13 protein-coding genes, 1 tRNA gene and 3 pseudogenes are annotated in these 17,181 nt (G+C 41.3%); 5 read left to right on the forward strand and 12 right to left on the reverse strand.

All coding sequences use genetic code 11. The features are described 5' to 3' along the window. Positions 1 to 10: 10 nt before the first annotated feature. The 4 genes from WN948_RS06570 to WN948_RS06585 are packed head-to-tail and all read right to left on the reverse strand — an operon-like array spanning position 11 to position 5,173. A complete protein-coding gene (locus WN948_RS06570) occupies positions 11 to 1,555 on the reverse strand; it encodes an ATP-binding protein (RefSeq protein ID WP_342306198.1) in 1,545 nt (514 codons plus the stop codon). Between the two features lie 14 nt (positions 1,556 to 1,569). Beyond that, complete coding sequence (locus WN948_RS06575) at positions 1,570 to 2,013, reverse strand: response regulator (RefSeq protein ID WP_342306199.1); 444 nt, start codon at positions 2,011 to 2,013, stop codon at positions 1,570 to 1,572. Beyond that, positions 1,997 to 4,318 (reverse strand): PAS domain S-box protein, encoded by a 2,322-nt coding sequence (locus tag WN948_RS06580; RefSeq protein ID WP_342306200.1) that lies wholly within the window; start codon positions 4,316 to 4,318, stop codon positions 1,997 to 1,999. Before WN948_RS06580 ends, WN948_RS06575 begins: the two co-directional genes overlap by 17 nt. A gap of 3 nt (positions 4,319 to 4,321) precedes the next feature. Next, on the reverse strand, positions 4,322 to 5,173 hold the full coding sequence (locus WN948_RS06585; RefSeq protein ID WP_342306201.1) for a CHASE domain-containing protein: 852 nt from the start codon (positions 5,171 to 5,173) through the stop codon (positions 4,322 to 4,324). 376 nt (positions 5,174 to 5,549) lie between these two features. On the opposite strand from WN948_RS06585, the gene WN948_RS06590 reads away from it, so the two are divergent. Next, positions 5,550 to 5,622, forward strand: a tRNA-Cys gene (locus WN948_RS06590). A 24-nt stretch (positions 5,623 to 5,646) separates the two neighbouring features. Further along, positions 5,647 to 7,083: a cysteine--tRNA ligase gene (cysS, locus tag WN948_RS06595; protein ID WP_342306202.1), complete on the forward strand. Its 1,437-nt coding sequence runs from the start codon at positions 5,647 to 5,649 to the stop codon at positions 7,081 to 7,083. Positions 7,084 to 7,183: 100 nt separating this feature from the next. On the opposite strand, the gene WN948_RS06600 is transcribed toward cysS, so the two are convergent. The 5 genes and pseudogenes from WN948_RS06600 to WN948_RS06620 form a co-directional block, all read right to left on the reverse strand. Then, positions 7,184 to 7,855: a B12-binding domain-containing protein gene (locus tag WN948_RS06600; RefSeq protein WP_342306203.1), complete on the reverse strand. Its 672-nt coding sequence runs from the start codon at positions 7,853 to 7,855 to the stop codon at positions 7,184 to 7,186. 499 nt (positions 7,856 to 8,354) lie between these two features. Further along, a complete protein-coding gene (gene mtbA, locus WN948_RS06605) occupies positions 8,355 to 9,374 on the reverse strand; it encodes a methylcobamide:CoM methyltransferase MtbA (RefSeq protein ID WP_342306204.1) in 1,020 nt (339 codons plus the stop codon). A gap of 420 nt (positions 9,375 to 9,794) precedes the next feature. Continuing rightward, a pseudogene (locus tag WN948_RS06610) lies at positions 9,795 to 10,031 on the reverse strand (cobalamin-dependent protein); the annotation flags it as partial. A gap of 196 nt (positions 10,032 to 10,227) precedes the next feature. Further along, a pseudogene (locus tag WN948_RS06615) lies at positions 10,228 to 10,644 on the reverse strand (B12-binding domain-containing protein); the annotation flags it as partial. Positions 10,645 to 10,677: 33 nt separating this feature from the next. Next, positions 10,678 to 11,700, reverse strand: a pseudogene (locus WN948_RS06620) (trimethylamine methyltransferase family protein). Between the two features lie 247 nt (positions 11,701 to 11,947). Here WN948_RS06620 and WN948_RS06625 point away from each other — a divergent pair. The 3 genes from WN948_RS06625 (at position 11,948) to WN948_RS06635 (ending at position 14,364) form a co-directional block, all read left to right on the forward strand. Then, on the forward strand, positions 11,948 to 12,754 hold the full coding sequence (locus tag WN948_RS06625; protein ID WP_342306205.1) for a winged helix-turn-helix domain-containing protein: 807 nt from the start codon (positions 11,948 to 11,950) through the stop codon (positions 12,752 to 12,754). 104 nt (positions 12,755 to 12,858) lie between these two features. Then, complete coding sequence (gene arsM / locus WN948_RS06630; protein WP_342306206.1) at positions 12,859 to 13,893, forward strand: arsenite methyltransferase; 1,035 nt, start codon at positions 12,859 to 12,861, stop codon at positions 13,891 to 13,893. A gap of 3 nt (positions 13,894 to 13,896) precedes the next feature. Then, positions 13,897 to 14,364 (forward strand): (2Fe-2S)-binding protein, encoded by a 468-nt coding sequence (locus tag WN948_RS06635; RefSeq protein WP_342306207.1) that lies wholly within the window; start codon positions 13,897 to 13,899, stop codon positions 14,362 to 14,364. A 58-nt stretch (positions 14,365 to 14,422) separates the two neighbouring features. Here WN948_RS06635 and WN948_RS06640 read toward each other — a convergent pair whose 3' ends face one another. From WN948_RS06640 to mer, 3 genes are read right to left on the reverse strand one after another with little or no spacing between them, the layout of a single operon-like run. After that, a complete protein-coding gene (locus WN948_RS06640; protein ID WP_342306208.1) occupies positions 14,423 to 14,941 on the reverse strand; it encodes a nicotinamide-nucleotide adenylyltransferase in 519 nt (172 codons plus the stop codon). A 12-nt stretch (positions 14,942 to 14,953) separates the two neighbouring features. Further along, entirely contained in the window at positions 14,954 to 15,985 is a 1,032-nt protein-coding gene (gene fpoF / locus WN948_RS06645) for a F420H2 dehydrogenase subunit FpoF (protein ID WP_342306209.1), read from the reverse strand. Between the two features lie 30 nt (positions 15,986 to 16,015). Further along, positions 16,016 to 16,996: a 5,10-methylenetetrahydromethanopterin reductase gene (gene mer, locus WN948_RS06650; protein ID WP_342306210.1), complete on the reverse strand. Its 981-nt coding sequence runs from the start codon at positions 16,994 to 16,996 to the stop codon at positions 16,016 to 16,018. Positions 16,997 to 17,181: the final 185 nt, after the last annotated feature.

The following is a 17,181-nucleotide window of genomic DNA, read 5'->3' on the forward strand; positions in this document are numbered from 1 at the left end:
ATTTTTTATGCTAAGGTAACGCCTTTAAAGTATCCACATATAAAGGTAATTTCAGTGTGAAAGTACTGCCACTACCATATTCACTTTCAACTTGTACCTCACCGTTATGCATTTTTGCATACTCCCTTACAAGCATAAGACCCAGACCTGCGCCTCCGTGTTTGCGACTTGTCGAGCCATCCGCCTGCACAAAAGGTTCAAATATTCGATCCATATCAGCTTCTTTTATTCCAATTCCACTATCTGAAACAGATATGCATATGCTATCATCCACCTTTTTTACATCTATTGATATTGCACCACCTGCGCGTGTGAATTTCAGGGAATTTTCAACCAGATTATAAAGCATTTCTGTGGTCTTAATGGCATCTGCTGTTATCTCCCCAACATCAGAATCTATCTTTGTACTAATAGTAATGTTCTTTTTAGAGGCCATTGCACCCGTTCTGTTGAGAACTACAGATAAGACATACTCCGGATGAAAGCTTTCAATCAAAAGAGACATTTTTCCAGACTCTATCCCGGACAGGTCCAGCATCCTGTTAATGAGCTCGAGTAATTTATTTCCACTTGTATTAATAATTGATAACTGTTCTTTTTGTACCGTATTGAAACTACCCGATAAACCTTCGAGTAAAACATCAGAAAAACCAATTATAGAACTCAAAGGAGTCCTTAACTCATGGCTGATGTTACCCAACAACTCATCTTTATAGCGATTAGCCTCTTCAGCAGCTATCCTTGCACGCAACATTTGTTCTTCAGCAAGCTTTCTGTTGGTTATATCTACACATGTACCAATTGCCCGATGAGGAACACCATTTTGATCGATCTCAAAAGGCTTTCCATGGCCTGTAACCCATATCCACTCCCCTGACCGGGAACGCATTCTGAAATCCATTTGAAAAGTTTCCAGTTTTTGTAGATCCCCCAGTAATTTTGAGCTTATAAACTCACTTTCGTCAGGGTGCAAAAGGGAAGTAAATGTTTCAAATGAACGGGAAAGTTCATGTGGTTCATATCCAAACATTTTGTACCAGCCAGAACTGAAATACGCGGCATTGGTATCCATATCCCAGTCCCAGAAACCAGATTCTGAAACCTCCATTGCAAGCTTGAGCCTTTCCTCACTTTTACGAAGAGAGGACTCTGCTTTTTCTTTTTCCATGAGAACAGCTTTACTATCAAGGGCTTCCCTTACAGAAAATGGAAGTCTTTTCATGCGATCCTTAAGCACATAATCTGTTGCTCCTGCCTTCATGCATGAAACAGCAGTTTCCTCATTCAGAGAACCTGTTAAAACGATGAAAGGAATACGGTTGTCGAACTCTAGCAGTATTTTAAGTGCCTGCATGCCGTCAAACGTTGGAAGACTATAATCAGATATTACAATATCAGGGGCAAATTCTTCAAGTGCTCTTGAAAAATCTTCACTTGTTTCAACTCTCAATGACTGGAAATGCACCCCATTTTTTACAAGCATCCTCTCTGCCAATTCTGTATCAAAGGGAACATCCTCTACAAACAATATATGCAGAATAGAATCGTTTTCCATCTTTTTGGGCCTCACTATCTTTTGAACTCATTCATTAGCAACCAATAAAAACCGATCTTCCTTATGGCCTCCACAAAGTTGTCAAAATCCACTGGTTTTACTATGTAACTGTTAACACCAAGGCGATAACTCTCTACAACGTCACATTCTTCCTTTGAGGATGTCAACATGACAACAGGAATCACCATTGTTTCCGGGTCACTTTTTATTGCTTTCAGCACCTCCAGACCATCAAGTTTTGGAAGTTTCAGATCAAGAAGAATCAAACGGGGTTGTGTTTTAATGTCCCTGTCTTTAAACTCCCCGTGCCCATAGATAAAATCAAGAGCTTGCTCACCATCTCCAAGGACAACTATATTGTTTACAATGTTGTTCTTTTTCAAAGCCCTAAGAGCTAATTCCACATCATTAAGGTTGTCTTCCACAAGTAGGATCTCTACTTCATTCTCCACACACATGATCTTCTCCTATAGGTAATGAAAAGTAAAATGTCGCTCCTTCATTGACCTTTCCCTCAGCCCATACCTTGCCACCATGCCTGCCCACTATACGTTGAACGATAGCAAGGCCAACACCTGTCCCCTCAAACTCTTTTTCGTTATGAAGACGTTGGAATATTCCAAATAGTTTGTGACTGTAACGGGGATCAAAACCCACACCATTATCCCTGACATAATAAACATTCATACCGTCCTCAGTGTAAGTTCCGACATCAATTATGTTCTCTTCCCTGTGCATACTGTACTTCACAGCATTGGACAAAAGATTAATCCACAACTGCTTTATTAAAGTAGGGTCTGCAAAACAAACAGGAAGATCGGATACTGTAAACACAAAACTCTTTTCATTTTCGCTTGCTACAAGATCATTAAAGACCGACTTGACCATGGCATTCATATCAATGGCAACATGATTAATTTCATTCCTCCCAATCTTGGAAAGGGCCAGCAAGTCTGTGATGAGCTTATCCATCTTTTGAGTGTTTGTCCTGATCACATTGAACAGGCGCTCACCCTCTTCATCAAATTGGTCCTCATAGTCTTCCATTATTATCTTCGAAAAACCATCAATCGCTCTCAGGGGAGCACGCAGGTCATGGGATACAGAATAAGCGAATGCCTCAAGCTCCTTGTTAGCTTCCTCCAATTGGAATGTACGTTCTACAACACGTTGTTCAAGTTCAGCATTGAGCTTCCGAATTTCTTCCTCTGCCTGTTTACGTTTGTCGATGTCCTCTATCATGCCTATGAAGTACAAAGGTTTACCATCAGGAGAGTGCACCATCGTAACGGCTAAATTCACCCATACAGTCCTGCCATCCCTGCAAATGTACCTTTTCTCCATTGAATAGTCATTAATCTCTCCGGCAAGAACTTCTTCTACATAAGGAAGCTCTTTTTGGAGGTCCTCAGGATAGCTAATATCAGAAAAATTCATTTCAAGCAATTCTTGAGAATCATAACCTATGATATCACACAACCGCTGATTGACCTGAATGAAACCACCATCCATATTACATTGACAAACGCCTACTGCCGCTTGCTCAAAAGTGGCACGGAAACGCTCCTCACTTTCACGCAGTTTATCAGCGGCAAGTTTTCGCTCTGTGATATCTTGCATGGAACCGGTCAACTGTGCAACCTTGCCATCTTTCATGATTGTACGGGCAAGTGTGCGCACCCATTTGTGTATCCCTTTAGCTGATATAAGTTCCAGCTCAAGGTCATATGGTTCACCCTTTTCAATAGCATCGTGTATTGCTTTTTCGAGGATAACTTTTGAATCCAGAGAATAGAAACTCAATCCTATCTCTCTATTCGTTTCATCGTCAGGGTCAAGGTCATGAATATGGGCAACTTCAGGAGTCCATGTACCCTCGCCCGTGGAAACATCAAATTCCCAGCCACCAATCTTCGCGATGCTTCCTACTTCATTCAGCAGACGGTCCCTCTCATGAAGAGTTATCTCTATAGTCTTACGCTCAGTGATGTCCCTGAATATGGTAAGCTGCAGATTATCGTTGTCTGCTGTAATTATGTCACCGGAAACGAGAACATGTTTTTTTTCTTCGGCCTTTGTAATGACCTCAGCTTCAAAATTCCTTACAAACCCTTGATTCTGAAGCTGAGCGATATATTGCTCCCTTTTTGCAGGATCCAGCCAGAATTCTACATCTAGAGTGGTTCTACCAATAAGCTCTTCCCTGTCAAAGCCCATGTTCCTGAAGAAACTCTCGTTGACGTTGATAATTTTCTCATTGGATGTCGTCAATATCATGCCCTCCGGTACGGTGTTAAATATTCTGGAGAACATTTCCTCTGACTTTATAAGAGCTTCTTCAGCCTTTTTGCTTGCAGTTACGTCCCTCACACTAGCAAGAATACATTTTTGGTCGTTCAACATCAAAGGCCGGGCATTTATCTCTACCGGAAATTCGGTTTCATCCTTGCGGACATGGACCCACTGGAATTGCATACCATAATCAAGAATTTCTTTTATAGGTGAAACTGAATTGTCACGCAAATTTGGAGCTGACAGGTCACAGGCAACCATCTCCAATAATTCTTCCTTCGAATAGCCATAACGTTCCAAAGCAACATTATTGGCATCCAATATCTGTCCACTTTCATCAATTAAGAACAACGCATCAGAATTGTTATCAAACAATTGATGATAACGGTTTTGAGACTCGGTCAAAGAAAACGTACGTTCCTTTACTTTCTTTTTAAGAGAAGTAGCATAACTAAGAAGAACATAGGCCATTGCCTACAGAAGAAAAACAATAACAAGTCCGCTTTTTTTGAAAATATCCAATGGTTCTTCAATGGAAGCCGACCATCCCCCTACAGGAACAGCGGCGAGTTCCCATCCACCTTCAGGCAGGTCCACGAAATAGGTCATTGGAACCATCAGAAGCGTATCGTTGGAACCAACCAGAATCTGACCGGAGCCGTCACTTAGAACCATATTCAAGTTTTCAGATGAAGTATCCAATCCTGCTTCATGTAACAAAGGATGGACATCAAAAACAAGCACTGCCATCCCCCAGAGTGAATCGTTAAGGTAAACGGACTGTCGGAATACCATACCAAAGCCACCCTGTCGCAATTCATAAGGGCCACTGATTGCTACCTCTTGCGTCTGAATGGTTCTTTGTACATCAATACGAACCTGTGGACGCTCATCGTTGATCAGATCATCAAGGTTTCTTCCTACAACAGCCTCATTGCCTGAAACAGGATAGACATACACTTCAGTGAACGTTGGAAATAACTGAATTGACCTGACAACTGATGTACCGAAATACAAACCGGAGGCAAAACTTTCAAAATTTGCATCCAATTCATTTTCAGTAGGGTTTGCCTGAGCAAATGCTTCCAGTCCTTTAAGATGAGACAGATGCAGATTTACCTGATTTGTCAATGCAGCCCCATAAGAGATCAATTGCATTTCAACTTGAGCTTGCTGACCTTCCAACAAATGGTCCTGATATACAAGACTGGCCTGCCACCACACAAATAACAATAATACCAAAATTACTACTGCACCTAACAATGCTATGTGACTCTGGCCAATGCGTGACAAGACATCAGATATCTTATGAGGTTTCCCGGACATCACCATAATTGCGCCCCTCCGCCTACTTTCTCTTTTTACTTAGTCTTAAAATATCCATTTATCAGGAACCATCCAAATCAATATGGTTACAGAATTCCCCTGTCAATTGCATTAACCCAAAACAATGGATACGAGCATATATGCTTTATTACTTAGTTAATGAAATATTGAATGCTTTCATAAATAAATTTTTGGTTTAGTGAATAACAAAAACTATGATTACGATTTTGTATTTATTATATAAGAGCACAGATATGACAAAGAGACTGTAATAAACATCATAAGCAAATTTTTCCACTTGTCTTTAGTATTGATAATAACAGATAAATAGAGAAAACTGACAATAATAAGTTGTAATGATTTTTTGCGTCTTTATGCCGAGGTGACAGAGTGGCTAATGTGACCGCCTGCAAAGCGGTTTTTCGGGAGTTCGAATCTCTCCCTCGGCATCCTATATATAAGGAAGTTTTACTGTGACACTAAATGTTTACAATACATTAACGAGAAGTATAGAGGAATTTATCCCCTTTCACGGAAAAAAAGTGAATATGTATGTTTGCGGCCCCACAGTATATGACCACTGCCACCTGGGACATGCAAGAAGTTACGTTTCTTTTGATGTCATAAGAAAATATCTTATTTACAGAGGATATGATGTCAACTACATCTCCAACATAACAGATGTCGATGACAAGGTGATAAACAGGGCAAGAGAAACAGGCGAAGACCCCTTTGTGCTGTCCCGCAAGTTCACTGAATCCTTCATAGAGGACATGGAAACCCTCTCAGTGCTGGCTCCTGACACTCAGCCAAAGGTCACAGAACACATTCCCGAGATCATCGAAACTGTTGGAACATTAATAGAAAACGGTACAGCGTACGTGACCCACAAAGGCAATGTGTATTATGATCTGACAAAATCAATGGACAAGATAGGCATACTGAGCCATCAGACCGTGGAAGGACTTATGGAAGGCTCAGGGAACAGGATCGATGTGGAAAATGACAAGAGCTATCAGCTTGATTTCGTTCTCTGGAAATCTGCCTCTGAAAATGAACCCGGATGGGAAAGCCCGTGGGGGTGGGGACGCCCGGGATGGCACATCGAGTGTTCCTTCATGTCAATGAAATACGGTTCAGAGCAATTGGACATACACGGCGGCGGTATGGACCTTATTTTTCCGCATCATGAAGCGGAAATACATCAATCTGAAAGCTGCAGCGGAGAACATCCATTCAGCAAGTACTGGTTGCATAATGGGTTCCTGACCATCCATAAAGAAAAAATGTCGAAATCCCTTGGTAATTTCTTCACAATTAAAGAGGTGCTCAGTAAATTCTCCCCCGGAACTATAAGGTTCTTCATAGTCTATACACAATACAGAAGTACTATAGATTTCAGCGAGGAGACCCTGAAAGAAGCTGGCAGGGCAAGAAAGAGATTACTAAATACGATATCAAACGTAAAACATGCCCTGAAAAAAGCCCATGAAGATGGAAATGATAACGGACTTACGGATTTAATAAGTGAAACCAGGGATGCATTCATCAATTCCATGGATGATGATTTCAACACAAGAGAAGCAATTGGAAATCTTTTTGTGTTCTCTCGTAAGATAAATTCTATAATTACCAGTGAAAAACCAGGCCGCTTATCACTTGAAAAAATACTGGAATTCTATTCAGAGATCAACGAAGTACTTGGAATACTTACAGAGGATGAAAAACCAGCTTCCGAAGATGTTGCAAATGGTCTGTCAGAGGAAGATATTACGGAAATGATAGGACTCCGGGAAAAGGCACGTGAAGAAAAAGACTGGGCAAAATCCGATGCAATCCGGGATAACCTTAAGGAAAAAGGAATTTTTATCGAGGATAGGAAAGATGGTATCCGGTGGAAACGGATGTAAGACTTAAAGCAAAAGCATACGTTACAACCTCATATTGCAAGCATCTAATCATTTAGGATAAAAATCTATTTTTTGAGTTATTGATGGTAATGAAAGTTGATTATAGATCCAACACTTTTTTATCCTTGAGCGAGGCAGTGATCTTGTCCACAGCATCTCCTGCATTCTCTGCATAAATGTCGGCTCCGATATTGTAAGCCCACTCTTTAGTTACAGGTGCGCCGCCAACCATTGTTTTGACGTTGCGCCTGAAACCTGCCTCATTTAGTTCCTCCTCTATACGTCTCTGATTGATCATCGTAATGGTCATAAGTGCTGACGAAGCTACAACATCTGCTTTAACTTCCTTTGCCTTTATTACATAATTCTCTATAGGCACGTCCCTGCCAAGGTCCACGACATTATAACCTGCAATCTTGAGCGCTGTTACAACAATGTCCTTTCCTATGGAATGGATATCACCTTCAATTGTGCCTATAACAACTGTGCCTTTTGACTTGGGTTTAGAGCCCGTCCTGTCCAGTTCAGGTAACAGTATGTCAATTGCTGCCTGCATTGCATCAACCGCTGCACTAACATGAGGAAGGAATACTTTGCCTGCTGCAAACTGTTCACCCACAGCTGTCATTGCCGCTGTGAACCCTTCTTCAATGAGTTCGGAAGGGTCCATACCTGCATCAAGGGCTTCGGTAGCAATCTTTTTTGCTGCTTTATCATCAAATTCCATGACAGCTTTTTTTGCCTTGGCAATAATCTCTTGCTTTTTAAGCATTGGAATTTCCTTTTTACTCTAGTCTGCAACCTTCTTAATGAAAAAGAGGTGTAGAAACAATCAATAAAATTACTAGAAAGATAAGTTATATAGAATAAACTGAGTGCAATGTGTCTATTGCATATGAATGTAGAAAAGAGAAAGTAATATGCAATTATCCTTGCAATATTACAGCGTGCTTGTAATACTAGAGTTGAATATTGTACATCTCAGATTAGAAAAATACATCCCTTACAAGTTCAGAAGAGAAAATCGGTTTTTAGAATTCCAAACGCCTTTGCTTAGTACAGAGGAGTGTGGAGATGGAATTCTATAGAGGCCATTGGATGGATATAGACACTTTATGTTTAAGAAAGGACTATTCTTCAGCCCCGAATTCTAACTACATAAACTAATACAATGGACCTGATCATAACCTAATAACTGAATAAATGATTTCTCCGGGAAGATATGTTATGACTACTCACATGAAGGATTCACCCGGAGAAACTGTCGACTATCAATATTTGTGGCTCTTTGCCATCTCTACCATTGACTGGAGGTTCTCGGTTGGAGTCTTGCTCACAATACCGCATCCAGGTGCCAGCAGACCAATTCCTGCATCCAGAACCTTCTGTGACTCTTCCTTGATCTCCTCAGGTGTTCTGTTCCAGAGCATGTTAACAGGATCGAGGTTACCGACGATGACAGCATTTTTCACATTTCCGACAGCTGTTGCAGCATCTACGTTCTGGTCAACACTGATACCGTCCACACCACATGTTTCCATGACTCCAAGACCCTGGGTTGTGTCACCACAAACGTGCAGTACTGTTGGAACATTCAGCTCACGCATAGCATCACAGACCTTCTTGTGGAAAGGTACCACGAACTTCTCGTAGAACTCATTACCGATAAGCTGTGGACTTGCAGTTGGGTCTATGAGAACCATTGTGTCTGCACCGCTCTCTACCATCTTCTTTGCATATGCAACACTGAACTCAGTTGTGAATTCCATGAGCGCAAGACCAAATTCTTCCTTTGTCATAATAGCCATGAACCACTCGTCACCATTGATGTGCTGAGCAAGGGAGAAAGGACCGATCATACTACCCATAATAGGGAGTTCGTCTCCATATTTGTCTGCAAGGATCTTGATAGCATCACATACGACATTAATCCTGCCGTTGTCAAGTGTGTAGCCTTTGAGCTTTTCGATGTCTTCCATACTACTTACAACGTGACCAATCACGGATGGCTGCTGTACCTCTGTACCATCTTTGATCTCACAGCCAAAGAACTCAGCTTCTGCGGTGATATCGAAAGGCACGCGTACAGCTTCAAAGCCTACTACGGTGTGACCTGCTTCGGCAAGTGTTGCCATCTTTTGAGCGTCATAGTTTGCTTCAGGCCAGGCAGCGCCACAGGCTTCCATCTGATCTACAGTTCCGGTCTGAGTTACGGATACTGCAGGCATCCTGTCAACTGACTGACCGGTTAATGCACGTGCTAATCTTTCTTTTGGTGTATATTCTGTCATAGATAGGTGCTCCTATTATTGGTATTGATTTTCCATTCTGAATAGATAATTAGTATTGGAATTATGTAAAAGTTGTAATTGGTGAATACAATGAATCCCGTATCTGCACTCTTTGAAGACTCAATTGATTACAGATTCACATGCCTGCTGTGAATAAAAGTATTCAAAATCCACTTTATCGTACATGCCCTCTAACCAAATGAATAGCATTTTCATAAGCGTGAGACATTTCATGCATCTTGAATTCCCGTGACATCTTTAGCAACAATGATAGGTTTTCAAGTAATTCCTTAGATTCAATAAGAACCATTTTGATACTCCTTAGATAGGTTCTTTTTCATATTTGTGTACTTAGATTGAATATGTATTGAGAATCAGAGGGGGTACTTAGTACCCCTCTGAAAAATACTCTCATTAATCTCAGAACATTGCACTCATTTTTGCTACTGTATCTGTTGCATTCTCTCCGTAGATATCTGCACCGATCTTGGTTGCCCAGTCCTGCGTAACAGGAGCAACGCCAACCATTGTCTTAATAGATTCGCGAATGCCTGCTTCTTTAAGCTGTTCCTCTATCTGGATCTGGCTGACCATTGTAGTAGTCATAAGAGCTGAAGAAGCTACTACATCTGCACCGACTTCTTTTGCTTTTTCAACAGTAACTATTCAGCCTACCACAATTAGCCTATTGATACTGATTTAATCAAAACGGAGATGTTTGCTCACTAACAACCTAAGAATCAAAAAAGCAATCAATGGCAACAATCAAAATTAATGATCCTAATAAAATGTAGGTCTCAACTTTTTGTCAAGATTGCTATTGATAGTGTTTTTATCAGGCTGAATAGTTACTTTCAACATAGTTTTTGATAGCAACATCTCTTCCAAGGTTAATGACCTGGAATCCAGCTATCTTGAGCATTGTTGCGACGATATCCTTTCCTATTGAGTGAATGTCTCCCTCAATAGTACCGATGACGACCTTGCCCTTACTTTTTGTTTCTGAACCTCTCTTTTCAAGTTCAGGAGTAAGGACAGCTACACCAGCACTCATTGCTTCTGATGCTGCTATTACATGAGGAAGGAAAAGTGTACCTGCTTCAAATTGGTCCCCTACATTATTCATTGCAGCAGTGAAGCCATCATTGATGAGATCAACAGGATCAACATCTGCATCCAGAGATTCCTGTGCAACTGCTGCAGCTAATTCACCATCAAATTCCATAATCGCTTCTTTTGCTTTCGCAATAATTTCTTCTTTTGTTACCATAATATTGCCTCTTATTATCAATAAATTAATCAATTATTCTTCTGCTTCCTTTTCATCAACTTTTGCAACGACTGCCTTCATCTCTTTGAGAATATCAGCATCAATTGGCTTGACCTGATGATTCTCCAGTATGTCTGTTACTTTTTCATGTGCCACAGTTGCAAGGTCCTTAGAACCTGCTCTTTCCCAGTCTCCAGACATCTGCCTGTTAATAAGATCAGGATGTGAAGGTAGATTGATATTTTTCATCGTGCTTTTGTGAGCAAGGAAGTGACCACCAAATCCTGTATCCTTGATCGCATCATATGCGAGTGTGTCTTCTGTAATAGGAACACCGTTCCTGGATTTCATGATCATGCTTATGAAATCATTATCCATCACAAGCTGTTCAAGTGAAAAGGTCATACCGAGCTCAAGCATACCTGCACCATATATTACGCTGGCACCTGCATACGCAGGGATCATAGCAGTAATGGTTTTCTCATGCCCAGCCTGAGCATCAGGTATCTTGGCATCTCCCTACGAGCCTGCAACGATACATGGAAGATTATAGTACTGCGCCAGCTTTGCAGCTCCTGCGCTTATAACTCCAAGTTCCGGAGATCCAACAGGTGCTGATCCACCTTTTATGTCAAAAGTAGTTGTGGAACTGCCATAGAAAGTAGGATGTCCTGGCTTGAAAAGCTGGGTTAGAACCACACCAGCGAGGACTTCAGCATTATGAGTTACAAGTGTTCCTGCCAGATGTACAGGTGATGATGCTGCACTCATTGCCATACTCAGAACCATCATTGGCATACCATGCTTAGTAGCCTGGAGCGCCATTTCACAAATTACAAAATCCAGCTCAAGAGGACTTGTAGGACATCCACCCAGTGTGAACAAAGGTTTATTGAGAGCTGCTGCTTCGTCTCCGCCATAGAATGCCTTGGTCAACTCAAAATAATCTGGTACTTTGTCAAACTCCGGGTCCAGAAGAAGGTGTTTTGAAGTATTCTCCATAAGTGTAATTACTTCATGCATTGTCCTGGAAACCGGTTCACCAGCCAGATCCATTGCAGAGACAGGAGAACAAAGGAAACTGATGTTAGATGCCCAGTCTGCGATGGAAATGTTCTACGACCAATGATAATATCAATGGATAATTTTTTGCTGTTAGGGTTTTTCAAGCATAATGGGATCTACGGAAACAAAGAGCTGATGAGCTATGACAAAAAAGCTATTGACTGGGGTAGAGAGTTGTGTCAGCATTACATAAACATTTCAGAACCTGTTCAGTAGATATAAGAAAGGAAGAAGCAAAATGGAAACGTCGATAATTGATTCATTAATGCTATCTGAAAAAAGAAGAGACATAATGATCCTGCTGTCCATTGAATCAAAATCTCGTGATGAAATGGCAGAAGCTCTTGATATGCCCTGGCAATTACTAAAACAGCCAATTAAAGAATTAAAAAATGTAGGGATGATCTTTCAAAAAGAAAATGTGTATAGCTTATCAAATAACGGTCGACTGATGATAACTGCTTTGATGCCCTTATTGACAATGGTAGATGCATTCTCATCTGATATTGACTATTGGAAAAGCAGGGATTTGCAACCAATACCTCACCACCTCACAAAAAGAATGGGAGAGCTTGGAAAATCCAGCCTGAACACACTTTCACTAGACTACATGTTCGAACCACTCAAGCATTTTATAGAAAATGCAACTCAAACCAGATATTTGAATATTGTTCTTTCCCTTTTCGATCCGGAAGCCCCTTCACTTCTTAAGGAAATTGCCGACAAGGATATTGAAATATCACTGGTGTTTGAACGCAATACTTATGGTAAGATGAATGAGAATTTCAGGGATGAGCTTGATGAGCTTAATAACTATAAAAACATCAGTTTTTACTGCATAGATTCCGAGGTCAATCCTCCCGAAATAATCATCAATGATGGTGAAATGGCTATTATATTCTTCAATCAGAATGGCAAATACGACTATAGAGAACTGCTCAGTTCCGATGAAAATGCTATTGCGTGGGGAAGCGAGCTTTTCGAATATTACAAAGGTATCTCAAAGCCTTGTTCGAAAAATAATGCTATTACACCTAAACCGTGAAAAGCAGTAACTTTTCTTGAATGACTCTGCTGGCCAGATAAGATTGCAAATACAAATGTGTCTTGCAATACTATATATGCATGAATGTGCATATATGCAATTATATGCAAGAGAACAAAGCCAAGTTCTTCAAAGCACTGGGAGACAAAACCAGGCTTACTATCGTAGGATGTCTTTTGAAGCAGGACCGCTGTGCTTGTGACTTCTCTGCAACCACAGGAAAGGACCAGACCACTGTATCCCGGCATCTGAAAATACTCTGTGAAGCAGGCATCCTCAGATATGAAAAGGATGGAAGATACGTAATTTACAGCATAAAGGATGAGAATATGAAAGAAACACTTGAAAAATGCGGAGTCGAAAAAGTAGAATCGTGCTGTCCGGGAAGCGTAATGGATTCGGATACGAAGAAGAATATTGTGAAGAAAGGTTATAGTCAAATCGCATTGGGTGTTGCACAATGTGGATGCTGTGGAGACCTTACAAATGAACAAGTGGCAACATCCATCGGATATTCCACTGAAGAAACACAGTCATTTTCTGAAGCAAACCTTGGTATTGGATGCGGAAATCCAACAGCACTTGGCGAGATAAAAGAAGGTGATACTGTTCTTGACCTGGGTTCCGGAGCAGGATTTGACAGTTTTCTGGCTGTTGAGAAAGTAGGCGATAGCGGAAAAGTCATCGGTGTGGATATGACAGATGAAATGCTTGCAAAGGCCAGGAATAATGCCGAAAATTATGGATTTGAAAATGTAGAGTTCAGGAAAGGAGACATTGAAGAGCTGCCCGTTGAAAGTGATTCTATTGACGTCATCATAAGCAACTGTGTTATAAATCTGACACCTGACAAATCCCGGGTATTCAGGGAAGCATACAGAGTGCTCAGAAAAGGCGGCAGGATGTTCATATCTGATATGGTCCTGTCGAAGGATCTTACGGAAGAGGAAAAAAATAACGAAGAACTCATTTGTGCCTGTGTTGGTGGAGCTTTGCTAAAAGATGACTACCTGAGCAAAATAAAGCAAGCCGGATTCTCTATAAAAATAGTAGGAGAAGATACCGACATCAGTAAAAGGCAGTATTCAGGATACCCGGTTGAGAGCCTTAAACTGGAACTGATAAAAACGGATGTATAAGCAGTGAATAACAAACAGATTCCCGTTCTAAAAATCACAGCTGGTTTGGTCGCATGTCCAGCCTGTAAAAAAATCGGAGTTACTGTAAAGAATGTCACAGTCAGGCATATAGTCGAAAAAGAGCAGATGGAAAGAGTTGGAAAGGGAGATTACCATCTTTGCATGGACCCTGAATGTGATATTGCTTACTACGATGAGAAAGGTACTATTTTTGATAAGAGAGCTATCAAAGTTCCATTGTGGTTCAAGAAAGATGCAAGTCCCAAATATGCCTGCTACTGCAGCCGTATAACAGAGAATGATGTTATCAAAGCGGTCCTTGAACACGGAATGCAGGACATGGGAACCATTAGGAAATTCTATGACAAGGATGAAAAATGCCAGTGCAAAATAAAGAACCCAACAGGCAACTGCTGCACAAAAGCATTCAACAAAGCTATCCGCAAAGGTATCGAATCAAAAAACAGTTAAATGGCATGGATTTCCGTGCCTGAAATTTCTTTTTATCAGGGAATATTCTGAAAAATAACTAGTCAATATCTGTTTTTGATACGCTTTTAAGCCGGTTCACGCCATCGATCTCATCAATGACATCAACAACAGCTTCAGGAACAAGAACTCTCCAGTCCTCATCATTCAACATTCGTCTTCTGGTCTCGCTGCCGGAATAGCCTTCTCTCTGGTACATAGGGGGTTGCCTGACAATGATACCCGCTTCCTTGAAAAGACGTACAACAAGAGGGTTATTGGAATAAACAACATCAAAAGGCGGAGTCATAGAGATAATATGGGAGACCCACACAGCATTTCTTTGTAGGTCTTCTATAGGTATGGCGTAGTGCATCACATCAGCATCCTCAAGAGCATGCTTGATCATCATTACGCGCTCACCAGCAGTAAATGGATTCTTAGGCTCGTGGCTTTTCTGCGCACTGCCTATACCAATTACTACCTCATCCACATCCCGGGCAATATCATTTATGATTGAATAATGTCCGAGATGAAATGGTTGAAAGCGTCCGATATAGAACGCTCTTCTCATGTACATAGTTGATAACCATCAGTGGATGCCACATTCATTGAATGTGAACTTCTCACACACTTCCAAGTAGTGTCCTGAGTTGTTATCGTGTTTCATCTTTGCAAGTTTCTGCACCAGGTCGATTCCAGGTTTAGGATCTTCCATAATTTCAACCTTGTCTTTTATAAGATCAAAGACCTTTCTGCCTTCTTCTGTGCGTATAAGTACACTATTCCATCCTTCCGGTGCACCGACTGATCCAAGTGATATGTCAGCAGACACGGAAGTATAGTCACAGCAGTGGTGACATGGATTCCTTGCGTATGGAGCAACTTCAGGAATCTTTACAGAGTGTTCTTCGCCATCCTTTGTAATATTCCAAAACTTACCTTTATTGAAATTCATCTTGACGACATCTTCAAGGTTAAGTCCCATTACTTCAGGAACAATCTTCTCGGTCATGGTATCATGATGGAAACTCTCCATGCATAACAAACCGAGGATAACAACGATCTTGTCACTTGCATTCTCTGCAATAAGACGTGCACCGTGTGCCTGGCAGGGTACGCCAATAACACCTATCTTATCGTATTTCTCAAAAGGTTCCTTAAGGGCTGAAAGAACTGAATCATAGGTATACTTGGTACCTGTTGTCCTGTCAACATCCTCCGGCTTGGTCATAACTATAAGCTCAGTACCCCATTTATCATCCTTGGCAATACCGACAATACAATCTACCGTACCAGTTTCGAGCAAAGCCTTTGCAAGTATTGAGGTGATACCCCCATCCTGCTGACCTGGAATGCTACTCTTTGCTCCAAAGAACTCTTTTACATTTGCAAATTCATCTTCTACATATCCATCGATAACAGGACATAATCTGCCGCATGTGAGACATCCCTCACATACATCAGGTGCTGCTCCCTGGACATATAGTTCTAAATTATCTGGGTCACGGACTTCTGCATGCTTGTTCATAATAATAGCACCAGCAGGACATGTTGATACACATGCCCCACAAGCAGTACAGACGTCGTGCTCAATGACCTCTAATATTTTTGGATGGGCCATTAACTGCCTCCGACGTTCTCTTATTTTTGTTTATCCAATGATTTCTTTACCGATGAGCTTGATGGCCTTCTCTTTGTTAGGTCCAATCGGGGAACCTGCTACGATCTGTGTTACACCGATGTCAAGCAGTTCGTTGATCCTTGCCTTACAATCAGCAGGTGTTCCACTGATAGAGAATGCGTCCATCATGTCACTTGTGACCATGCCGCCCATGAGTGCACCGAAGTCACCCTTGGCGATAGCTCCACCGATGTCAGCCTTTGCTGCTACATCAATACCGTGGCGTTCAAGTACCATGTCAGGTGAACCTGCAACAATAAATGCAACTACTACCTGTGCTGCACTTTTTGCCTTTGCAGCGTCCTTGTCAATTGAGAAGCATGCGTATGCTGCAACGTCAACTTCCTTAGGGTCACGGCCTGCCTTCTTTGCGCCTGATGCGATCTGCTTTACAGCTACTTCGAAGTCCTTTGGGTGTGATGCATTGATAAGTACACCGTCTGATACCTCTCCTGCGAGCTCGAGCATCTTTGGACCCTGTGCACCCATATAGATAGGTATGTTTCCAGCCTTGAATGCCATCTTTGCACCGTTGAACTTGACCATGTCGCCATCCTGGGTTACTTTCTCTCCAGCGATGAAGCCACGGATAGCCTGAATGCTTTCCTTTGTTGTGGTAAGTGGTTTGTCCCATGAAATGCCCATTGCATCAAAGGTTGCCTTGTCTCCAGGACCAAGACCGAGAATTGCACGGCCGCCTGATATCTCATTGATTGAAGCAATGCTTGATGCTGTAACTGCTGCGTTTCTTGTGTAGGGATTTGTTACACCTGTTCCGAGCTTGATGCTGTTAGTGTTCATTGCAAGAACAGCTAATGTTGAGTACACATCACGGTTGTTGTAGTGGTCGGTAATCCATACATTGTCAAAGCCCTGCTGTTCAGCAAGTTTTGCATAATGAGCGATTTTGAGTACTGGGTCACTTGGTACAAATTCTATTCCAAAAGTCATTTGAATCCTCCTCTAAAGAGTGTTGCTATTCAGGTATCTATACATATTTAAAACTTTGTTGGTTTGATTTTGCAACTGCATATAAAAACAATCCGCAAAGAGCAGTATAAAATTAATACGCACACATAAATAATTCAATCAGAACCAAACGAATAAAGAAAAACTGTAGAAAGACAACACTGTGT

Source organism: Methanolobus sp. ZRKC5, from assembly GCF_038446525.1.
Lineage (GTDB): Archaea > Halobacteriota > Methanosarcinia > Methanosarcinales > Methanosarcinaceae > Methanolobus.